18 protein-coding genes and 5 pseudogenes are annotated in these 21,349 nt (G+C 61.9%); 15 read left to right on the top strand and 8 right to left on the bottom strand.

The genetic code is table 11. The features are described from left to right. Positions 1-49: 49 nt before the first annotated feature. Positions 50-1,141 (bottom strand): winged helix-turn-helix domain-containing protein, encoded by a 1,092-nt coding sequence (locus NKH03_RS28285; RefSeq protein WP_352972094.1) that lies wholly within the window; start codon positions 1,139-1,141, stop codon positions 50-52. A 443-nt stretch (positions 1,142-1,584) separates the two neighbouring features. On the opposite strand from NKH03_RS28285, the gene NKH03_RS28290 reads away from it, so the two are divergent. Continuing rightward, positions 1,585-2,085, top strand: coding sequence for a cupin domain-containing protein (locus tag NKH03_RS28290; RefSeq protein WP_352972096.1), 501 nt, complete (start codon positions 1,585-1,587; stop codon positions 2,083-2,085). A 390-nt stretch (positions 2,086-2,475) separates the two neighbouring features. On the opposite strand, the pseudogene NKH03_RS28295 reads toward NKH03_RS28290, so the two are convergent. Continuing rightward, positions 2,476-2,770, bottom strand: a pseudogene (locus tag NKH03_RS28295) (arsenate reductase (azurin) large subunit); the annotation flags it as partial. Between the two features lie 12 nt (positions 2,771-2,782). Between NKH03_RS28295 and NKH03_RS28300 the strand changes: the two are divergent. The 5 genes and pseudogenes from NKH03_RS28300 to nadE form a co-directional block, all read left to right on the top strand. Then, positions 2,783-2,998 (top strand): annotated as a pseudogene (locus NKH03_RS28300) (IS5/IS1182 family transposase); the annotation flags it as partial. Positions 2,999-3,220: 222 nt separating this feature from the next. Then, on the top strand, positions 3,221-5,158 hold the full coding sequence (gene asnB, locus NKH03_RS28305; protein WP_352972098.1) for an asparagine synthase (glutamine-hydrolyzing): 1,938 nt from the start codon (positions 3,221-3,223) through the stop codon (positions 5,156-5,158). A 23-nt stretch (positions 5,159-5,181) separates the two neighbouring features. Next, positions 5,182-5,448 carry an acyl carrier protein gene (locus NKH03_RS28310; protein WP_352873001.1) on the top strand — a complete coding sequence of 89 codons (267 nt, stop codon included), beginning with the start codon at positions 5,182-5,184 and terminating at the stop codon, positions 5,446-5,448. Between the two features lie 26 nt (positions 5,449-5,474). After that, positions 5,475-7,019 (top strand): class I adenylate-forming enzyme family protein, encoded by a 1,545-nt coding sequence (locus NKH03_RS28315; RefSeq protein WP_352972100.1) that lies wholly within the window; start codon positions 5,475-5,477, stop codon positions 7,017-7,019. Then, positions 7,016-8,023 carry an NAD(+) synthase gene (nadE, locus tag NKH03_RS28320; protein WP_352880619.1) on the top strand — a complete coding sequence of 336 codons (1,008 nt, stop codon included), beginning with the start codon at positions 7,016-7,018 and terminating at the stop codon, positions 8,021-8,023. Before NKH03_RS28315 ends, nadE begins: the two co-directional genes overlap by 4 nt. Before the next feature lie 47 nt (positions 8,024-8,070). Here the strand turns inward: nadE and NKH03_RS28325 are convergent, their stop codons facing one another. The 5 genes and pseudogenes from NKH03_RS28325 to NKH03_RS28345 all read right to left on the bottom strand — a co-directional run bounded on the left by NKH03_RS28325 (position 8,071) and on the right by NKH03_RS28345 (position 13,264). Continuing rightward, positions 8,071-9,186 (bottom strand): hypothetical protein, encoded by a 1,116-nt coding sequence (locus tag NKH03_RS28325; protein WP_352972102.1) that lies wholly within the window; start codon positions 9,184-9,186, stop codon positions 8,071-8,073. Next, positions 9,183-9,851 carry a N5-glutamine methyltransferase family protein gene (locus tag NKH03_RS28330; protein ID WP_352880621.1) on the bottom strand — a complete coding sequence of 223 codons (669 nt, stop codon included), beginning with the start codon at positions 9,849-9,851 and terminating at the stop codon, positions 9,183-9,185. Before NKH03_RS28330 ends, NKH03_RS28325 begins: the two co-directional genes overlap by 4 nt. 232 nt (positions 9,852-10,083) lie before the next feature. Beyond that, positions 10,084-10,945, bottom strand: a pseudogene (locus NKH03_RS28335) (IS5 family transposase). 649 nt (positions 10,946-11,594) lie between these two features. Further along, positions 11,595-12,302, bottom strand: a complete 708-nt coding sequence (scpB, locus tag NKH03_RS28340) for an SMC-Scp complex subunit ScpB (RefSeq protein ID WP_352972103.1) — start codon at positions 12,300-12,302, stop codon at positions 11,595-11,597. Between the two features lie 5 nt (positions 12,303-12,307). Next, entirely contained in the window at positions 12,308-13,264 is a 957-nt protein-coding gene (locus NKH03_RS28345; protein ID WP_352972131.1) for a DUF1403 family protein, read from the bottom strand. A 236-nt stretch (positions 13,265-13,500) separates the two neighbouring features. On the opposite strand from NKH03_RS28345, the gene NKH03_RS28350 reads away from it, so the two are divergent. From NKH03_RS28350 to NKH03_RS28370, 5 genes and pseudogenes are all read left to right on the top strand, one after another. Next, positions 13,501-13,758, top strand: a complete 258-nt coding sequence (locus NKH03_RS28350; protein ID WP_352972104.1) for a type II toxin-antitoxin system VapB family antitoxin — start codon at positions 13,501-13,503, stop codon at positions 13,756-13,758. Continuing rightward, the gene (locus NKH03_RS28355; protein ID WP_352972105.1) at positions 13,758-14,144 is read left to right on the top strand and encodes a type II toxin-antitoxin system VapC family toxin; all 387 of its coding nucleotides are present in this window, start codon (positions 13,758-13,760) and stop codon (positions 14,142-14,144) included. Before NKH03_RS28350 ends, NKH03_RS28355 begins: the two co-directional genes overlap by 1 nt. Before the next feature lie 2 nt (positions 14,145-14,146). After that, positions 14,147-15,265 carry a site-specific integrase gene (locus NKH03_RS28360; protein WP_352972107.1) on the top strand — a complete coding sequence of 373 codons (1,119 nt, stop codon included), beginning with the start codon at positions 14,147-14,149 and terminating at the stop codon, positions 15,263-15,265. 176 nt (positions 15,266-15,441) lie between these two features. After that, complete coding sequence (locus NKH03_RS28365) at positions 15,442-15,786, top strand: Fic/DOC family N-terminal domain-containing protein (RefSeq protein ID WP_352972133.1); 345 nt, start codon at positions 15,442-15,444, stop codon at positions 15,784-15,786. A gap of 20 nt (positions 15,787-15,806) precedes the next feature. Next, a pseudogene (locus tag NKH03_RS28370) lies at positions 15,807-16,543 on the top strand (Fic family protein). Here the strand turns inward: NKH03_RS28370 and NKH03_RS28375 are convergent. Next, positions 16,448-16,642: a hypothetical protein gene (locus NKH03_RS28375; protein ID WP_352972135.1), complete on the bottom strand. Its 195-nt coding sequence runs from the start codon at positions 16,640-16,642 to the stop codon at positions 16,448-16,450. The pseudogene NKH03_RS28370 and the gene NKH03_RS28375 overlap by 96 nt on opposite strands. Between NKH03_RS28375 and NKH03_RS28380 the strand changes: the two are divergent. From NKH03_RS28380 to repB, 4 genes and pseudogenes are all read left to right on the top strand, one after another. Continuing rightward, positions 16,634-16,956 (top strand): annotated as a pseudogene (locus NKH03_RS28380) (site-specific integrase); the annotation flags it as partial. The gene NKH03_RS28375 and the pseudogene NKH03_RS28380 sit on opposite strands and share 9 nt — an antisense overlap. A gap of 110 nt (positions 16,957-17,066) precedes the next feature. Beyond that, positions 17,067-18,236, top strand: a complete 1,170-nt coding sequence (locus NKH03_RS28385) for an ATP-binding protein (RefSeq protein WP_352972109.1) — start codon at positions 17,067-17,069, stop codon at positions 18,234-18,236. A gap of 861 nt (positions 18,237-19,097) precedes the next feature. Continuing rightward, positions 19,098-20,300, top strand: coding sequence for a plasmid partitioning protein RepA (repA, locus tag NKH03_RS28390; protein WP_352873016.1), 1,203 nt, complete (start codon positions 19,098-19,100; stop codon positions 20,298-20,300). A 77-nt stretch (positions 20,301-20,377) separates the two neighbouring features. Beyond that, positions 20,378-21,343, top strand: coding sequence for a plasmid partitioning protein RepB (gene repB / locus NKH03_RS28395; RefSeq protein WP_352972112.1), 966 nt, complete (start codon positions 20,378-20,380; stop codon positions 21,341-21,343). The last annotated feature ends 6 nt before the right edge of the window (positions 21,344-21,349 follow it).

Raw genomic sequence — 21,349 nt, forward strand, 5'->3', positions numbered from 1 at the left:
CCGCTCGCTCGCTACAGCGCTATCGAGAGCGCGCTCGCGAGCGGCTTCGCTACCGCCGAGCTACACCACCTGTGGGGACGCGACCCTCCTTGGTGAAACGCAGCAGCGATTCCCGACCGCGGAGATAGGTTTCATATGCAGTTAGATTCTGAGGCCGAAGCCGCAGTCCGGTGATACGATCCGCTTCCGGAATGGCGCCCGTCGAGCTGCCGAGCTGGCTTGTCACTGCATTTGAGATTTCGGCCTGTACCGAGAAAAGGTCGACAACAGGACGATCCCAGCGCTCCGACCAGAGACTTACAGCCGTCGCTGTGTCGAGGAGTTCTGTCGTCACGCGAATCTGGTCATGGTCGCGTTGGACCGAGCCCTTCAGCACATAGCGAACGTTCAGGTCGCGCCCGACCTGACGGACATCGGCCGGCCCTCCGGCATAAGTGCTGCTCGAGTTCCAGCCGATGACCTCAATATCGCGATAGCGCGAGAGGTCTGTGATGATGTCCTGACCGATCCCGCTTGCGAAACGTTTGGTGGCCTCATCGCTGTCGATGATATCGAACGGAAGCACGGCAATCGACGGATTGCCCTCCAGCGTCTTTTGAGACGGCCGGATGTGCCAGATTGTGACCCCGATGATGCCGAGAGCCGCAACGATGGTGAACGCCAGCGAAGCCCGGAGCGGTTTTCGCGTGCGCCGTGCCGACATTGCTTCGGGCATTGGCATCGTTGCCTCAGGTGACGACTCCTCAAAGCCCGCCGGCGCCGACCCGGCTGGACGCTTATCAACGTTCCACATCGCCTGGTTGCGCGGTCCGCCGGTATCACCGTTCACTGACAGCACAAGCCGGTAGCCGCGCTTCGGCGCGGTCTGCAGGATAGTCCGAGCCTCATCGTGCAGGGCGCGCCGTATCTCGTGAATGCACTGAAACAGGCTGTCTTCGGTGACAGCGATGCCGAGCCAGACGGCCGTGATCAATTCGTCCTTGGTCACGAGGCGATCGGCATTCTGCGCCAGGTAACGCAGCACTGCGAAAGCCTGCGGCCGCAAATCGACGGGATTGCCCTCCCGATCGCGCAGCGTTTCGTTGCCGAAATCGGCGGTCACGCCGTTGATTGCGAGCGATTGACCTAACCGGATCTCCATTCAGTCTCCCGCCGCAGGCGGGCCCTCCCTTTCCTCGCCAGCACTCTACCACGGCTTGCCGCTAGTGCATCGTTTACAAAAAGATCGCGGTTTTCGCGCGCTTCAGGAGAATTTCGGAGAACTATCGGACCGCCTTCAGGACTTTCCGCACGGGCCATTGTCTTGTGCCACCCAATTGGACGAGCTGGATGCACCGCGAGGACGCGGCGGCAAACCACCGCAACGGCAAGAGAGGGATGTGATGGGGACAGGAATTTTATCAGGATCGGGTTTGCCTTTGCTGTCACTATCCGCTCGGTGGGGCGTTGTCACGGCAGCGCAGCAAACGACCGGTGCCGAGATGATCACCAACGCGGTAACCGCGAGCGCGGGCTCACACCCATCATCCTAATCGCCTTTCACCCCTGATCCTGGATACGTTGGATCCAATAGGAGAACTACCCATGAAGCCGCGATTCCTCAACATGCGCCGTATCGGTGTGCTCATGTTCTCATTGTGGGCTGTCGAGCTGATGACGCCCGCCTTGATGTCAGCCCAGGCAGAGCCGGCGGTCGGGGTGACCCCAACCGTTGTTGGACGGGCTACGTATGATGCATTTGACCTGCAGTCCGACCTTGGGTTTGCGGCCCAGGCCAAGAGCCCGCTCGACATCGTCGTGCGGACGCATGACTACGCGCCTGGAAGCTCGACGGGATGGCATTCGCATCCGGGCCCGGTCTTCATCACAGTCACTGAAGGCGAAGTGACGTTCTACGAGGGGGACGATCCGACGTGCACGCCAAAGGTGGTCTCGAAAGGCGATGGGTATGTTGATACCGGCCGTGGGCACATCGGGCGAAACGAGTCCGGAGCGCCTGCTAAGGACGTGACAGTCATCTTCGCTCCGGTGGCAAAACCATTCCGAGCAGAGTTGGATCGTCCGAACACAGCCTGCAAGTTTTAGCGGCAGAATTGTCCGTCTCTCGGCGGACGGCCAACGCGATGGAATTGGGCGTGACGACGCGTCCGGATCGGCTCGCAGGCGACAAGGTGACCAAAGCATGACGGCTCCCGCAATAAGCCCGCTCTCACGCCAGGCTCTGTGAAGTCGCCAGCCTTCCTTTCAGCTTCATGTTGACCAGCCTCGGAAGCGGGAAGTGTCGCATCTCTAACTGGGGCAACTGTCGCATTACTAAATAGCCGCTTCAGGTGAAAGTCGCGTAATTCTGTTATGGAACTGAAATTTCTGTGTTAATATCAAGCCCTTAGCTTCTTATAATCTCCATTATGTTAAATCACTCGCAGTTGATTGCGGCTTGACCTGAAGATCCCGTCGGCTAAAGACCAGCCAACCGATGTCGGTGCGCTTCTTGTAGACCATGTTGAACTGGTGGGCGTTCAGCGTGGTCTTGTAGTGATCGCGGGCCCAGATGTGGTGAACACCGCCCTTGCCTTCGATCAGGAGTTTGTCGACATAAAGCTGCCGGCTTGCCGACATGCGCGTCGGAGGGACGCACATAGCCCTCCTCGTGACCACCCATGCGCACGCAGCCACCGCCTTCGCGGCCGACGTTGCCGGTTGCCAGTGCGACGTTCACCAGCGCCGTATTAGTGCGGTACTTGTCGTTGCCCCAGATCAGGCCCTTTTCGCGATCGCAAGCGACGGTCGGCTGAGATGGCAGGCTGTTACCGGCTATGGTAAGCGGGCTCTGATCGAGACCGCCATCGGGAGGTACAACGCACTGATCGGACGACGCTTGCGGGCTCGTTCGTTCGCCGCTCAGCAGACCGAGGTTGCCGTCGGTTGCAGTGTGCTCAACCGCATGCTGGCGTGTGCACGCCCGGAGTCTGTCCGGCATCAAGTCCGGCAGGTATAACCGGCAACATCAAAGACCGAAATGCGTTCGATTTCATATCCGCGCACCAACGCCGCGTCATTGCCTTCATCTCGCGGCAGATCCAATGCTCACGCAAGAAATCAGCCGTCGGCGGCCGCTCAAAATTTACCATTCTCATGAATAGTCCCAAATGTTTAACACTTACCGGTATCTTGGCGGCTATAGTCCGAGCCGCGCTGGTGGACTCGGAAATATCTCGGCATGTGCGGTTTTAGCGGTTATTTCGGCACTGTCCGGGATGGGAGGGCGCTCCTTGAAAGGATGACGGCTGCCATTGCGCATCGCGGCCCCGATGAGCAGGGGTTCTTCACCACAAAGGCGGCCGGCCTCGGCCATGCGCGGCTGTCCATCATCGACCTGGGGGACGGCCAGCAGCCCATGTCCGATGCGACGGGCGATCTGACGATCGCCTTCAACGGCGAGATCTTCAACTATGTGGAACTGCGCGAGCAGCTTCGCGCGAAAGGCCGCCATTTCCGGACAGCCAGCGACACCGAAGTGATCCTGCATCTCTATGACGAGATGGGGGAGGATTGCGTCTCCGCGCTCAATGGCGATTTCGCCTTTGCGCTCTGGGACGGCCGCCGCCGCCGCATGGTTCTGGCGCGCGACCGCATGGGGGTCCGGCCGCTCTTCTATACAAGGCAGGGCGAACGGCTTTACTTCGCCTCGGAGGTCAAGGCGCTCCTCCAGGCCCCGGGCGTCGCGGCCGAGATTGATCCGGTCGCACTCGACCAGATCTTCACGCTCTGGGCCCCGATCGCGCCGCGAACGGCCTTCCGCAATATCTACGAGCTCGAACCCGCAAGCCTGATGATCGTGCAAGAGGGCAGCGTCTCGACGCGGCCCTACTGGAGTCTGGAGTATCCCGACCGGGAAGCGCCGCCCCGGCACCGGGACGAGCGTGCCGCGGCCGAGGAACTGCGCGCCCTCCTGACGGAGGCGACCCGCATCCGCATGCGCGCCGATGTGCCAGTCGGCGCCTATCTCTCTGGCGGCCTCGATTCCTCCATCACATCGGCGCTGGCGGCGGGCATGGCGCCGGGTGGCCTCAGGACCTTCTCGGTCACCTTCGATAGCGCCGAACATGACGAGAGCCCCTTCCAGCTCGAGATGGCCCGTGCGCTCGGCACGCATCACAGCGCCGTCGCCTGCGGGGAAGGCGATATCGCCGCCGTCTTCCCTGACGTTATCCGCTTCACGGAGCGGCCGATCCTGCGCACTGCCCCTGCCCCGCTCTACAAGCTCTCGAGCCTCGTGCGCGAGGCCGGCTTGAAAGTGGTGCTGACGGGCGAAGGCGCCGACGAAGTCTTTGCCGGCTACGATATTTTCAAGGAGGCCAGGGTTCGGCGCTTTTGCAGCAGACAGCCCGGCTCCCGCATCCGGCCGCATCTGTTCCGCAAGCTCTACCCCTATCTTCCGGGCCTGAGGCAGCAATCGGCCGAGTACCTTTTCTCCTTCTTCGGGGCTAGCGGCGCGGCGCTCGACGATCCGCTGTTCTCCCATCGGCCGAGGTTCGACGGCACGGCGGCGACGAAGCTGTTCTACTCGGGCGATCTGCGTGCCACATTGTCCGGATATGACGCCGCCGAGGAGCTCGCCGCGCGGCTGCCCGAGGCGTTCGCCCGCTGGCATCCCTTGCATCAGGCGCAATATCTGGAAGCCCGCTTCCTTCTCCCCGGCTATATCCTGTCCAGCCAGGGCGACCGCATGGCGATGGCCCACGGAATCGAGGGCCGCTTTCCCTTCCTCGACCATCATCTGGTCGAGTTTGCCGCCGGCCTTCCTCCCGAGATGAAGCTGAAGGGGCTCGTGGAGAAGCATATTCTCCGGGAGGCGACCAAAGACCTGCTGCCGGCCGCCATCGGCCGGCGGACCAAGCAGCCCTATCGCGCACCGGACAGCCAGTCCTTCGTTGGGCCGGGCACGAGGGACTATGTCCAGTCGGCCCTGGGCGACACCGCAGTCAGCGCCGGCGGGCTCTTCAATCCGAAGGCAGTGGCAAAACTACATGAGAAATGCAGCCGCCAGCCGGCCTCCGGCTTTCGCGACAACGCGGCCTTTGTCGGCATCCTGTCGACGCAGCTGTGGCTGACGACTTTCACCGGCACAGGCATTTGCAACGCAAAGGCCGCCTGACACCACCAAGGAAAGCGAACGACATGACCGATACGATCCGAGACGCAGTGAAGGCCTTTGTCATCGAGAACTTCCTGTTCGGCGACACCACCCACGCCCTCGCCGATACGGACTCGCTGATCGAGAACGGCATCATCGATTCGACCGGCGTTCTGGAACTGGTGGCCTTTATCGAGGACCATTGCGGAATCACAGTTGCGGACGCCGATATCGTGCCGGCCAACCTCGATTCACTGGCGCGCATCACGGCCTTCATCTCAGCGAAGACCGCATCGCTCGTCGCGGCGTGACGGCTGGCAGCGGAAGGCCCGAGCTCATGCGGGTCGAGCAATTCCTCATCACGAACGCGGCCGCGCATGGCGCGAAGACGGCGCTTGTCACCGACCGGAAGCGGTTGCGCTATGACGAGCTCGACGATCTGTCGAACCGGCTCGCGACCGCTCTCGTCGCGAATGGCGTGCAGCGCAGCGACCGCGTTCTCGTCTTCATGGACAATTGCTGGGAAGCCGCCGTCTCGATCTTCGCGGTTCTCAAGGCGGGCGCGACCTTCAGCCCGATCAACGCCTCCACCAAGGCCGACAAGTTCGCTTATGTCATCGACGATTGCGAGGCTGCGGCGATCCTGACCCAGGCCAAGCTGATGCCTGTCGTGATCCAGGCGCGTGCGCTGTCGGACCGGCCGCTCTTCGTCGCGTCGACGCAAGCGCCATCCAGCCATGCGCCGGATGGCGCTGCCTCCTTCGAGGATTGTCTCAAGGTCGCGCCCGTGCCCGTTCGCCATGGCGGGATCGACATCGACCTCGCCATGCTGATCTACACCTCGGGCTCCACCGGCCGCCCCAAGGGCGTGATGATGACGCATCGCAATATCGATGCCGCGGCCGAATCCATCACGACCTATCTGCGCAACACCCCTGACGACATCATCCTCAATGTCCTGCCCCTGGCTTTCGACTACGGCCTCTATCAGCTGCTGATGGCGATGAAGCTCGGCGCGACCCTCGTCCTCGAAAAATCCTTTGCCTTTCCGCAGGCCATTTTCGAGCGCATCCGCGCCGAGAAGGTCACCGGTTTCCCGCTGGTGCCTACGATGGCGGCGCTGATCCTGCAGATGCGCGATTTGGCGCCGGGTTTCCTGCCGAGCCTGCGCTATATCTCGAACACCGCCGCCGCCCTGCCGCCGGTGCATATCGCCCGGCTGCGCGAGCTGTTCCCCGGCGTGCGGCTCTATTCCATGTACGGTCTGACGGAGTGCAAGCGCTGTACCTACATGCCCCCGGAGGAACTGGACCGCCGGCCGGGTTCCGTCGGCATCGCTATTCCCAACACGGAAGCGATCGTCGTCGACGATGAGGGCAACCGCGTGCCACCGGGCGTGGCGGGCGAGTTGGTTATCCGCGGCCCGCATGTCATGCAGGGCTATTGGCGCAACGACGTGGCCACGGAGCAGATGCTGCGTCCCGGGCCGCATCCCTGGGAAAAGCGGCTCCACACCGGCGACCTGTTCCGGACGGACGAGGACGGCTTCCTCTATTTCGTTGGCCGCAAGGACGACATCATCAAGACGCGCGGCGAAAAGGTCGCCCCGAAGGAAGTCGAAACTGTGCTGCACGCCCATCCCGGCATCGTGGAAGCCGTGGTGACCGGCGTGCCGGATCCGGTGCTCGGCCACGCCATTGCCGCCCTCGTCGTTCTCTCGGACGAGACCCTGAGCGAACGGGACATCATTCGCTACTGCGCCGTTCATCTCGAGGATTTCATGGTGCCGAAGCTCATCGAGTTCCGCCACGAGTTGCCGAAGACCGATACCGGAAAGGTCAGCCGAAGGCTGGCGGCCGAAACGTTGGGGACTGCAGAATGAACCTCTCCCTCGCCCCGAGCCGTCCCGCCTTCTCGGCCGACGCGCTGACGCTCGACAACGCTGCGGAAACCGACCGCATCGTCGCCGGGTTGCGCGAGCAGCTACGCGGCATGCGCAAGCGCGGGCTCGTGCTCGGCCTCTCTGGCGGCATCGATTCCAGCGTCTCGGTCGCGCTCGCCGCCCGCGCCGTCGGCGCGAAGAACGTCTTCTGCCTGTTCATGCCGGAAAGCGACTCCGATCCCGACAGCCTCCGCCTCGGCCGGCTGGCCGCCGAAACCTTCGGCGTCGAAGCGATCGTGGAGGATATCGGCCCGACGCTGCACGCGATGGGTTGTTATGAGCGGCGGGATGCCTTCATCCGCAAGCTGGTGCCGGAATACGGGCCGGGCTGGGCCTCAAAGATCGTCATCGCCAATTCGCTCGCCGGCGAGGGCTACAACATCTCCTCGCTGGTGGTGCAGGACCCCGAAGGCCGGCAGACGAAGCTGCGCATGTCGCCGGCGGTCTATCTCGGCATCGTCGCCGCCACCAACATGAAGCAGCGCACGCGCAAACAGATCGAGTACTATCACGCCGACCGGCTGAATTTCGCCGTGCTCGGCACGCCGAACCGGCTCGAATACGACCAAGGCTTCTTCGTGAAGAATGGCGACGGCGCGGCTGACGTCAAACCGATCGCCCATCTCTACAAGAGCCAGGTCTATGCGCTTGCCGCCCATCTCGGCATTCCCGAGGAAATCTGCCGCAGGGCGCCGACGACCGACACCTATTCCCTGGAGCAGACGCAGGAAGAGTTCTACTTCTCCCTGCCCTATGACCGCATGGATATTTGCCTCTTCGGCCTGAATAACGGCCTTTCAGCCGTGGAGGTCGGCGCCGCCGCGAAGCTGACTACGGTCGAGGTCGAACGCGTCTGGGCCGATATCGCCGCCAAGCGCCGGGCGACGCGCTATCTGCACCTTGGCCCGCAGCTCGTCCGCCCCGTCGAGGAAATCGCCTGCTGAGATCGGCGCGACCATCGGGATTATGTCGTCGCGCGCGCAATGACGGCCTATTCGAACCGCTCCCCGGCCAGGCGATTCCAGTGCTCGCCGGCCAGCCCGTTGAAGAAACCTTGCGAGCTCAGGAACGCGTTCACCAGCTCCTCGTCGCGCGAATGCACCACGGTCGAGGCCGGTTGAGTGAAGGCGACCCGCCGACCCAGCATCGCTGCCAGCAGGGCGGGTTGCGTCCGGCCGCGCAGGCCGGCGGCGCCGCGCCGCGCTGCATCGCCAATCAAGCAGTCGACGACGGAACCAGCTTGCCCCGGCAGGGCCAGAACCTGCAGCACGCGCGCCATCCTGCCCGGGCTGGTGTGATAGAGGAAGGCGCCGACCAGCGCCCCGCTGGGGGAGGAGACGGACGCGAACACGGCCTCGCCATAGTCCGGCTTCTGGGAAGCCTCCGCGAGGATATGCGCAAGCTGCTCCGCGCTCCAGTCGGGGCGGAGCGGGAACTGCCGCGTCAACGGGTCCAAAAGTGCCGCAAAACCGGCATGATCGATTTCGGCAACCTTGAGGCCGCCCTTGCCATTCCAGAGTTCCGGGACCCCGGACCAGCGCATCTCGTTCTCCTGCATCCGTCCGCGAAGATAGCGATCGAGTCCGCGCGCGAGCGGGTCAAGCAAGCGCACGGCGCCGGCTCGCCGCGAGGCTAGATCGAGCAAGAAGGCCGAAGGCCGGATGACCCGGATCCAGTCCAGGCTGTATTGCGGCAGGGCGACCCCGCGCAGTTTCGTCCACATCTGCGTCGAGAGGGCATTTGCGGTTTCGCTGAAGGAGATGTCCTGCGGCCCGGCCAGGAATGTCCTGAGCAGCCTTGCGCCGGCCATCGGGTCGTTCGCCCGCGGTTCGACCATGAGCGAACCACAGATGGCGGCGCGCAGCTTGCGCTGGCCATGCCTCATCGGCAGCACATTCACGCCGACAAAGCCTGAAATGTCGCCTTCGCTCGCAATATGGACGAGAGACGCGATCTCCGGATCGCGGACCGGGCCTTCGAGATAGTGCCAGCGCAGATAAGTCTCGAGCGCCGGAGGCGGCGGCTTTCCACCGTCCCGGAAGGTTCTTTGAAAGAGCCCGGCGACGGCCGGAATATCCGCAGCCTGCAGGGGGCGAATCTGGCTCATGCCAAACTCGCGGAGGATGAGATCGCGGGCGCACCGTTCTCCAGCTTGCGGAGGAGTGCGACACGCGGCATTCCGACCTCATCCTTGGCGAATGTCACGGGTTCATAGGCCTTGGCTCTGGCTATCAGGGCAGCCACCTGGCGGTCCTGCCCCTGCCCGAACTCGAACAGCAGCCAGCCACTAGGCTTGAGGAAATCGATTGCGTCCCGGATCAGCCGCTGTTGGATCGAGATGCCGTAAGGCCCCCCGTCGAAGGCCTCACGCGGCTCGCACTCAAGCAGATGCGCGCTCTCGCCTTCGAGGCGCGCAGTCGAGATATAGGGCGGATTGCAGACAATCATGTCCGCCGCGCCGATAAGCCCATCGCCCTCCAGCGCACCGAACAGATCCCCTTTCCGGATGGTGACCCGGTCCTGAAGGGCCAAGCGTTCGGCATTGCTACGGGCGAGCGCGACCGTGCTGTCAGTCACGTCCACCCCCCAGACGCGGGCCGACGGAACTTCCGCCGCGATCGCCAGAGCAAGGTTGCCGGAGCCGCAGCACATGTCGATCACCATCGGGCCGGGCGCGCGATCGCGAAGAATCGCGAGCGCGCTCTGTCCGAGCAACTCTGTTTCCTGACGCGGCACGAGAACGCCCGGAGCCAGTTCGAGCATCACGCTCATGAAACGATGCAGGCGGGGCGTAGAACGGCCGGCTAGGGCTGCTGCTCTGTGCGGCACGGCGGTTCCTTACGTCATCCAACGGTATTGCATACACAATGACCTATCGCGCTCCGGTAAACGGCTGCTAAAGATATCGCCGCCGATACTCCGCAGCGCGCCAACTCGGCCATATAGATGCGGCGTTGGTGCGCGGATATGAAATCGAACGCATTTCGGTCTTTGATGTTGCCGGTTATACCTGCCGGACTTGATGCGGAGCACACGCCAGCATGCGGTTGAGCACGCTGCAACCGACGGCAACCTCGGTCTGCTGAGCGGCGAACGAACGAGCCCGCAAGCGTCGTCCGATCAGTGCCTTGTACCTTCCGATGGCGGTCTCGATCAGAACCCGCTTACCATAGCCGGTAGCAGCCTGCCATCTCAGCCGACCGTCGCTTGCGATCGCGATAATGTGCTTGTCCCGTTGACCAGGCGGTCCGGTATCACCGCTTTCCACTGCCGTCGACCGAGGTGGAATGACGACGTTCGCGGTGCTGCTATGCTGCAGGATCATCTGATAGGTTGGCTTGCCATCATAGGCCCCGTCGGCTGTGAACGGGTCAATCTCGCCGGCGATCTGATCGAGCAACGGCTCCACCTGGGAAGGATCATCCGTGTCCTGATCCGTCAGATTATGGGCAATGATCTCGCCATTATTGGCATCCACTGCCAGATGGAGCTTGCGCCAGTGACGGCGTGATCTGGCACCAAGTTTCTCCTCCAGCCATTGTCCGGTGCCGTATATTTTCAATCCCGTGCTGTCGACCAGCACGTGCAGCGGGCCGTCCGGCAGAGGCTGGTTTCGTCTGGCTGATGGCTCCCACTTCTGCGCCCGACGGCTCAGCGTCGTATGATCGGGAACAGGCACATTCAGCCCCATGAGACCCCAGCGACGGTAGCAATCCCTCGGTCTGGCGCAGCCGCATTCCAAAAACAGTTCCAAGCATCAGGGCCGTCTCGATGGCAAGATCGGAATACCGGGCTTGGCCTCCCCGGGTCTTGCGTCGGGGAGCGTGCCACCCGGCCAGGGCTTCCGGCGTGACCCATAATGTCAGGCTGCCACGTAGGCGGAGACCTGCCTCCTAATCCGGCCAGTTCGTCACCCTGAATTTCATCTTCCCGATGCGGTGACGGCACGCAGAATTGCGTTTGTAGGGCATGGCACGGATCAAGCTGATTTCGATCCTGTTTGCCTATCCCAGAACCCTTGACAAGGTATCCACGCACCAACGCTGCGCGCTACGCTCTCCTGGTTTCGGTACGAGCTCCTGGAGCCAACGTTGATATCTACACGGCGATCGCCAATCAGTTGGCAATCCCGATCCCTGCATCATAACCGGCGGACCGTCGCCGCCATCATCTACAAAACCATCCAGCGATAAGGGTGCGCCGTGGTCCGGCGCGGCAAAGGTAGAGGGGGTGCGGCTATTATCTGCGCGCGGTGCCCAACCGTTGGCGCGAGCCGGGTCCTTCCGCCTTCTAAAACTGGATCGAGACAGACCTGAAGGCGAGCCTATCGGAGAGAGCTATGGCCTTGACTTCCTTACAGGGCCACCCCGTCGTGCTTGAGTGTCCTCTTTCGTAGGGCCAAGGACACTCATGAAAAACCAGGACTTTGTCGAAGCGGGCGCCGCGTGCTTCGCAGTCGAGCTTAAGCCGCGAGTATCTGCAAGCGCCAGCGACTGTTGCGTGGGCGGCGGGCAGTCATTCGTCGACCTCGACCCCGCCGTATTCTGCACAACCGGCAAAGTCGGGCATGATATCCCCCGCCAACAGCTTCTCTTTGCTCAGCAGCCCGGCATCCTCGAGTGCCTCGAAATCCGGCAGGTCGCGCAGCGTGTCGAGACCGAACTCGAGCAGGAATTCTTTGGTCGTGACGTAGGTGTAGGGCGCGCCGGGCGTCGGGCTGCGCGGACCGGACGCGATCAGCTTTGCGCCGCGCAGATGACCGATGAGATCGCGGCTGATCTCCTTGCCAAAGAAGGAAGAAAGCTCGGCGCGGGTGATCGGCTGGAAGTAGGCGACGCACATCAGCACCAGCACTTCAGATTGTGTCAGATCCACGGCTCGGTCGTTGCCGCCGACCGCGGCACGGATGGCGTCGGCATAGGCCGGCCGCGTCAGATGCTTCCAGCCGCCGGCGACGGCGACCAGGTCGTAGGGCCGGCCGCGCAGTTCTTCGCGGATGTCATCGATCAAAAGGTCGATGCTGCAGTTTTTGCCGACGATCCGCGCCAGAGTCTCGCTGCCGACCGGCTCGCTGGCAGCAAAGATTGTGGCCTCGACGCGATGCATCCATTCGCGCCAGCGCGCCTCCGGCGGCAGGTGATCCAATTCACGATCGAATAGGCGGTCGCCTGATCGATGGTCATCTGGCCGGCTCCCTCCTCGCCCACGTGCACTCTCCGTCATTGTCTTCACAGCCCGTAGATGCGGAAGGTAGCGCGGCCGGACAATTCACGCACGGCACCGAGCTCGACCAGCCGGTCGAACAGGCGGCGCAGGCCGCGATCGCTCATGCCGGCGATTTGTTCTGAGGCGACGATCGCGTCGTCAGAGAGCAGCTTTTCCACGACGACGTCCGCCGCCTTGGCCCTGAGTTTCGGCGCAACCGCAAGCAGCCGGTCGGCGCGGCGCTCGAGCTCGGCGAAAAGATCGATGGCGCGCAGCGCAGCGCGCGCCTGTGCGGCCAGCAGGCTTTTGGCCCAATCGGCTTCCGTTTCGGCGCCGGCAGCCAGAGCGGCAGTCCCTGGTCGACGCGCCCGGCCCGTACCCACAACCAAGGTCGCTTCGGCGCCCAACAAAGGGATTGCATGTGTCCAGCCTAGCCGCTGCGCGAGCAAGGCATCGGCAAGCCAGGCTCCGAGAACGCGCCCGAAACCGCGTCGTTCGGCGGCCGCGACTGCGCCAGTCAGCATTCCGACCAACCCGGCGCTGGCGCCGAGTTGGCGAAGTTCGTCCGCCAGATCGCCGAGCCCCTCATCGTCGGGGGCGTAGCCGAACTCCTCCAACACCGCGGCGAGGTTCTTCTCCGTCAGCAATTCTTCCGCGGGCCGCACCGCCAGCCGGCGCCAGGCAAGCAGCAAAAAACCGGCGGGACCGACGGACAAAAAATCGCCCGGCCGTGTGAGCAGCACGGCGTCGCGCAATGCGCCTTCGTCCTCGACGCGCCCCGCCTGGCGTGCCGTTGCCGCGGCCGCCGCAAGCGCCAGCCGCTGCCGCCAGGCGCCGGCCCACCGCTCCTGCCGGCGGACCACCGCATCGAGCGCGCCGATGGCGGCGCCGGCAACGAGCGCCACGTCCTCAACATCTTTTCCCGCAAGGCTTTGTGCATCCGGGATGGCCCGGCGTAGCCAAGCCGGCACCGTTGCCATCGGTGCGGTCGAAGGGGCACTGGCAAGCGTGGCGTGGTTGCGCGGAGAGGGTTTGGGACGCAGAATCATCGCGAGCACGATGAATCATGGCGGCGCTTTTGGCAATCGTTTTGAGCAAAAACCGCCGCGCCTGTCGCCCAATTAATACGAATGATAATGTTGCATTATCGTTCGTAATCGACATAGGACCAAGTCTTTGGTAGAAACCGGCGAAAAGGTAGAGTTTGGAGCCTCTCGTGTCCCTCAGTATCAAAAATCCGGCCACCGTTGCCCTCGCCGACGAGCTCGCGCGCCGTCAAGGTGTTACCAAGACCGCGGCCATTCATCAGGCGCTGAGCGAGCGTCTTCATCGCCTGGGCTTTGGAGACAAGGCTCAGGAGCGGCTGCGGGTAGAATTGCGCGGCATTCGCGAACGAGTGGCCCGGTTGCCGGAATTGGACGGTCGCAGCGATGAGGAGATCATCGGTTATGACGAGCATGGAATTCCGAACTGATGGTGATCGGTACCTCAGCGCTTGTGGCCATGCTTCGCAGTGAGCCGGAGGCTTCACGGCTTGAAAGCGCGCTGGTCGCCGATCCGGTCCGCCTGATCCCGGCAACCTGCGTGCTCGAGGCGCGGATGGTCCTGGTCAGCAGGCGCGGAGAGCACGCGTTGGCCGAGGTCGATCTTTGGCTCCGCAAAATCGAGGCTGACGTCATCCCTGTCGACTCCGAATTGGTCGATCTGGCGACCCAGGCGTGGCTTACCTGCGGCAAGGGCGGTCGTCCCGCGGCCCGGAATTTTGCCGATTGTCTATCGTACGCTCTAGCAAAGCGTGCAGACGAACCGCTGCTGTTCATCGGCAAAGACTTTTCCCAGACAGACGTGGAGGCTGCATGAGGATGGCTGAGCACGGTCAACGATCACCTGCTGTTGCAGCTGGAGAGAATGATCTTCCCGATATCATCGATGTGGTTATGGAGATGGGGGGCGCATCAGACGAGCCGCAAATGGCCCCTCCCCCATCGTCGGCGTCCGGTCTTCCGGCGCACCTGGAAAAACTGGGCGACCAGGCGCGAAAATATGTCGAGTCCGCCAACACGCGGCGCGCATACGCCGCCGACTGGAAGCATTTTTGCGCTTGGGCACGCCGACAAGGTCTGCAGGCGTTCCCGCCTGATCCACAGACCGTCAGCCTCTACATCACCGCCTGCGCGTCCGGCAAGGTAACAGGAGACAGGAAGCCTAACTCCGTCTCGACCATCGAGCGCCGTCTTTCTTCGCTGACCTGGAACTATATGCAGCGTGGTCAGCCGCTCGACAGGAAAGACCGCCGCATTGCCACCGTGCTGGCCGGCATCCGCAACACCCACGCCTCCCCTCCCCTTCAGAAAGAAGCCATTCTCCCGGAAGACCTGATCGCCATGCTGGAGACGCTCGACCGTGGCACTTTGCGCGGGTTGCGCGATCGCGCCATGCTCTTGCTTGGGTTTGCCGGCGGCCTGCGCCGCTCCGAGATCGTCGGGCTCGATGTTGCCAAGGATCAGACGGAGGATGGCCGCGGCTGGGTCGAGATTTTCGACAAAGGTGCTTTGGTGACGCTGCGCGGCAAGACCGGCTGGCGCGAGGTCGAGATTGGCCGCGGCTCCTCCGATGCCACCTGCCCGGTGGTCGCCCTGCAGACCTGGCTGAAATTGGCAGGGATTGGACACGGACCGCTATTTCGACGCGTCACCGGCCAAGGCAAGGCTGTCGGAGCCCAGCGATTGAACGATCAGGAGGTGGCGCGGTTGGTCAAGCGCGCGGCGCTCGCTGCCGGCGTGCGCGGTGATCTTTCCGAGGGCGAGCGCGGCCAAAAGTTTTCCGGCCATTCACTGCGCGCTGGCCTCGCCTCCTCGGCCGAGGTTGACGAGCGCTATGTGCAGAAGCAACTCGGCCACACTAGCGCAGAGATGACCCGCAGGTATCAGCGGAGGCGCGACAGGTTTCGGATCAACCTCACCAAGGCAAGCGGGCTGTAAACGCCCCTATAGAGGGAGCCCGCCCCTACCAAGGGCCAATAACCTCCATTTGCGCGATCGCTTTGCTGCAACTACAATATGTCGATAGATTACGGTTCTATCGACATGATTTGGCAATATGTCGATGCCAACGACATATCAACACCGACATGTCGATCGAACAAGGAACCATCGACATGACGTTTCAGGCCGACCGGCCTTACAATGACCTACCTTCCCTGCCCCCAAAGGAGGATGTTGAAACGAAGCCCGTGCTCAAGGCCTGCATAGCGGCGCGCGCGGCCTTGGCAGAGCTCAGGGTATCGGGTCAGCTTATCCCGAACCAAGCAGTCCTCATCAACTCTATCCCGCTCCTTGAAGCCCAGGCAAGTTCCGAAATAGAGAACATCGTCACGAGACGGACCGCTTGTATCGCTTCGCCAATGAAGCCGGAAATCTCGCTGATGCTGCCACGAAGGAGGCGCAGCGCTACCGCACCGCGCTCAATCAGGGCTTCCGAACTCTGCAAGAGCGCTCTGTGACGACGTCAACGGCGGTCGCGGTGTGCCGCACGATCAAGGGCGTCGAACTCGACATTCGGTCGACGCCCGGCAGGGCCCTGGTCAACCGGGCGACGGGTGCGGTTGTCTACACCCCGCCCGAGGGACAGAACCTCCTGCGCGACAAGCTGGCGAACTGGGAGCGCTACATCCATGAGGCCGAGGACATCGATCCGTTGATCCGCCTCGCCGTGATGCACTACCAATTCGAGGCCATCCATCCATTTGTCGACGGCACTGGCAGAACCGGCCGCGTGCTGAACCTGCTCTATCTGGTTGACAAGGGCCTCCTGGACATCCCGGTGCTCTATCTAAGCCGCTATATCATCCGAAACAAAGGAGCCTACTACGATCGCCTTCTCGCCGTGACGACGGAGGGCGTGTGGGAAAGTTGGATCCTCTACATGCTCGCCGCGGTAACGGAGACGGCTGGCTGGTCAACTGCACGTATACACGCGATCCGCGACCTGCTCGACGAGACCGCCGAGCGCTTGCGGCGAGACCTCCCGAAGATCTACTCCCGAGAGCTTGCCGAAATAATCTTCGTCAATCCGTACTGCCGGATCGGCGGTCTGGTTTCATCCGGCATAGCTAAACGACAGGCAGCATCGTCTATCTAAAGACGCTCGTCGACAATGGCCTGTTACAAGAAGTCAAGGCTGGTCGCGAGAACCTCTATATCAATCCGGCCTTGCTGGCGCTTCTCACCGAGCGCCAGCCGGCGCAAGGCGGCCAGTGAAGCCCTCACCTTCCTACCGGCACTAAACCGCCCGTCTGTGGCGCGATCAAACCGAAGACGGTCGCGGCTGGATTGAATTTTTCCCGCTGCATCGCGCATGATCCCCTCTTCCGCCGCGCCACCGGGCAGGGCAAAGCGGTGGGCACCGAGCGGCTCAACGATCAGGAGGTGGCGCGGCTGGTCAAACGCGCAGCCTTGGCGGCCGGCGCGGTGATTTTTCCGAGGGCGAGCGCGGCCAGAGTTTTCTGGCCATTCGCTGCGCGCAGGCCTCGCTTCCTGAACGCTATAGGCAGAGGCAGCTTGGTCACGCCTCGGCCGAGATGACACGCCGTTGCCAACGCCGGCGAGACCGTTTTCGGGTCAACCTCACCAAGGCGTCGGGATTGGAGAGGGACGAAGCCCACCTCTCCTGAAATCTGGCATACCTCTCCCGAATTCGGACGTTGCGGGCGAACAGCTCGACGCTGACCAATTTCGTCAGTCCGTCCTTGCAAATCAGGAATTGCACTCCATAATTGCTAGGATGATAAAGCGCCGGATCGAAACGCAACTCGCCGAATTGATAGACACTACCCCTGCGGTGGCACTGATTGGGCCGCGCCAGGTCGGCAAGACTACGCTCGCGCTCGAAATAGCCGAGACACGGCCGTCGATCTATCTCGATCTCGAGTCCGATGCGGACAGAGCTAAGCTCGCGGAGCCGGAGCTCTACCTTGCCGAACATGAGGGCGAGTTGGTGATCCTCGATGAGGTCCATCGGCTTCCAAACCTGTTCCAGAATCTTCGTGGCTTGATCGACCGCGGTCGCCGTAGCGGCAAGAAGACCGGGCGCTTTCTGCTGCTGGGGTCCGCTTCCATCGATCTCCTCAGGCAGACTGGCGAGACGCTCGCCGGCCGCATCGCCTATCTTGAAATGCATCCGATTGACGGACTGGAGGTGCCGGCCGAACAGTTGAACCCCTTGTGGGTGCGCGGCGGCTTTCCCGACAGCTTTCTGGCTACGAGCGACCGCGCCAGTCAGCGGTGGCGGCAGGACTTTATCCGCACCTACCTTGAGCGCGATATCCCGCTGCTCGGGCCTCGCATTCCGGCCGAAACGCTGCGCCGCTTCTGGACCATGCTGGCACATCATCAATCAGGGCTCTTCAACGCGGCCGAATTTGCCCGCGCCCTCGGTGTCGACGGCAAGACTATCGCTTCCTATCTGGACCTGTTGGTTGACCTGTTGCTGGTGCGCAGGCTTGAGCCGTGGCATGCAAATGTCGGGAAACGTCTAGTCAAGTCGCCGCGGGTTTACGTGCGCGACAGCGGCATTGCTCATACGCTGCTTGGACTGACAACCCTTGAGGACGTTCTCGCTCATCCCGTTGCCGGCGCCAGCTGGGAAGGGTTTGTCATTGAGACACTGATTGCGGCCGCCCCATCCGGCACGGAAGCCAACTTCTATCGCACATCAGCCGGCGCCGAGATCGACCTCCTCTTGACCCCTCCAGGCAGCCGCCCATGGGCGATCGAAATCAAGCGCAGCCTGACGCCAAAAGTGGAGAAGGGCTTTCATCTGGCGTGCGAGGACGTAGATTCTATCCGTCGCCTCGTTGTCTATCCGGGAGCAGAGCGCTTTCCGTTGAAACACGACGTCGAGGCAGTACCGCTTCATATCCTTGCGAAAATGCTGGTCGAACTTGGCCGATAGGCTCGTCGGCCCTCCCCTTACGACCCGCCCCATCCGGCACTCACTCTGCAGCTGACCCAGGTCTTGTTAAAGCGTTAGTCGCGGCCTGGCCTGCGCCTCAGTGCGATGAGCATTAGTCCGTCAGGCTTGTCGTGTCCCATGACCGCGATCGCTCTTCCTGCCATGCACTTTGCTTGTGTCGATAAAACGGCTGGACGAGAGCCGCAGCCATCGTCGGGCTGGTCAATCGCCGAACAGGTGCAGGATAAGGCGATCCCCGAGGCCAAGATACTACTGCTCATATGGCCGATCAGTTTTGGATCGACTACAACGCGCATGTCCTTGAAACGTGTCTTCACTCACATCGCCCGGCCTTGCTGAGGTCTATTGCTAGGCGATGCCCGAGCACGTGGCCCCGGCCGCGCCATAAGCCGCGCATCATGCCGAACTGCGCCCGATCGGAGTCAAGGGTTCTCGCGCCTCGTCGCGATCGTGCTGGTCGGCCATCGCTTTAAAACTCGCTCCCCAATTCACCCACGACCAGTTCAAAAGGAGCCTGACTGCCGTCGGCGGGAACGCCTTCCCTGCGCCCGTTCGCAATTGCAACCTTTTTGCCCGCTGACGAACGCGATTTTACTGCCGTAAAAAATGGTCTTTGTGGCAGGGAAAACATGCATTTAGCGAGCCGGGTGGGAGAGTTCTTGCTTCGAAGGACGAGCCGCCGCTATCGGGACGATATCAGTATTCGCCAGTAAGAATGCCGGCAGGTGCCGTTAACCTTCTGTTAACCTAAAACTTCTTGCCGGGCTTTCCGAATCGGAGCTTAATGGCGCTTGTTGAATAGTTTCATCGCAAAAAGCGCCAATTCGGGTTTCGACGAGAATGAATATCGCCATGCGGCTACCAAGCTTCGAGTTCGACGACAAGATTCTCGAGCAGGGTGCTGAGATATCGCGACGCCTCAATCAGCTTCGCATGGAGAAATTTCCACCCAATGCGACGAAGACACTGCGTCCATTTTCGATGGCAGAAGTCGCCCACTATCTTGGTGTATCGCAAAACAATCTGAAGCGGCTTCACCTCGAAGGCAAGGGACCTTTGCCTGACCAGGTCCCTTCCGGCCGACGCTCCTACACGGCCGCACAGATGCTCGAACTTCGCCATTTCCTGGATCAGCACGGCAGGACCGAGGTCAAGAAGTATGTTCCGCATCGCAAGCCTGGAGACAAGCTCCAGGTGGTTGCTGTCGTCAACTTCAAGGGCGGTAGCGGCAAGACAACGACTGCCGCCCACCTCGCCCAGCACTTGGCTCTGACCGGCCACCGTGTCCTTGCAATCGATCTCGACCCGCAAGCTTCGCTCTCCGCCCTGCATGGCTTCCAGCCCGAACTCGATCAGAACCTCTCGCTCTATGAGGCGATCCGTTACGATGACAAGCGCCTGCCGATCTCCGACGTGATCGTGCCGACGAACTTTCCGAGCCTGGATATCATTCCGGCCAATCTCGAGCTGCAAGAGTATGAGTACGACACGCCGCTCGCCATGCAGGATAAATCGTCCAGTGCTGGCCGTCAGTTCTTCACCAGGATCGCAAAGGCGCTGTCCGAGGTCGACGACCGTTACGACGTCGTTGTAGTCGATTGCCCGCCCCAGCTCGGCTATCTGACCTTGACGGCCATGTCGGCGGCGACGTCCGTTCTCATCACCGTTCATCCTCAAATGCTCGACCTGATGTCGATGAGCCAGTTCCTGTTGATGCTCGGCGGAATTTTGAAAACCATCAAAGCCGCCGGTGCGGCGATCGAGCTCGATTGGTTTCGCTACCTGATCACGCGGTACGAACCGACAGACATTCCGCAAGCGCAGATGGTCGGCTTCATGCAGTCGATGCTTGCCGGCCAGATCCTCGAGAATCCCATGCTCAAGTCGACGGCGATTTCGGATGCGGGTCTGACGAAACAGACGCTCTACGAAGTCGAGAGATCGTCTTTTACCCGCTCTACCTATGACCGGGCGCTTGAATCGCTGGACGCAGTGAACGCGGAGATCACGGCTCTTGTCCATCGCGCCTGGGGGCGGTCATGACAGCGCGGTTTACGGCAGTAAAAAGTGGAAATTTTGATCGTGAAATCAGTCGACTAACCGCGAATCGGAGCGATTGAATGGCACGCAAGGACATTTTCGGCAGTGTCATGGGTCCCGCAACGGCAATTGCCGATGGCCAGGACGTCTCCGGCTACGCCGTTCGTGGCGCATCACGGTCGATCATACAGTCCTTCGAGGAGCTCTCGAAGAGTTCAGTCGTCGATCTCGATCCGGCTCTGGTCGACACGTCATTCGTCTCGGACCGTATGGACGATGATGATGATGCGTTTCAGGAGTTGCTGACGGCAATTCGTGAACGAGGACAGGACTCTCCGATCCTGGTCCGACCTCACCCTGAGACTCCGGGACGCTTTCAAACGGTCTTTGGCCATAGGCGCGTCAGGGTTGCCCGGCAGTTGGAAAGGCCTGTACGCGCTGTCGTCAAGAAGATGGACGATAGGGACCATGTCATCGCCCAAGGCCAGGAGAACGCCGCCAGAGTCGATCTGTCCTTCATCGAGCGGACGCTTTTTGCAGACCGCGTTCTCAAGCGAGGCCATTCGCCTGACACGGTGAAATCAGCTCTTGCGCTCGACGACACGACCTTCTCGAAGATGCGTTCTGTGATCAGCAACATTCCAGAGCAGGTCATTTTTGCGGTGGGCGCGGCCAAAGGCATTGGCCGCGACCGCTGGTGGCAGCTTGCCAAGCTCATGGAGCATCCTGGTGCCGCGGCGAGGGCAGCGGAGTGCGTGGCAATCGCCGATTTCGCGCAGCCCGGTAGTGAGGCCCGTTTTGCCCGTCTGTTCGACTTTGTGAGCGCCCCGGTGAAGCCCCCGCGGGCGCCATCGAAGCCCCAGGAGCGGGCCTGGGCACCCCAGGACAAATCGGTTCGCGCCAAGATCACCGACACGGGAAAAGTGTTTACGCTTGCCTTGAAGTCCAAGGAAGCGTCGCCCTTCGGCGCATTCATTGCCGGCAAACTCGATGAGCTTTTCGAGGCTTTTCGGGAGTCGGAAATGGCGAAGAAAACAGGAGACTAAACCGCA

The organism is Mesorhizobium sp. M1406, assembly GCF_040317555.1.
Classification (GTDB): domain Bacteria; phylum Pseudomonadota; class Alphaproteobacteria; order Rhizobiales; family Rhizobiaceae; genus Mesorhizobium.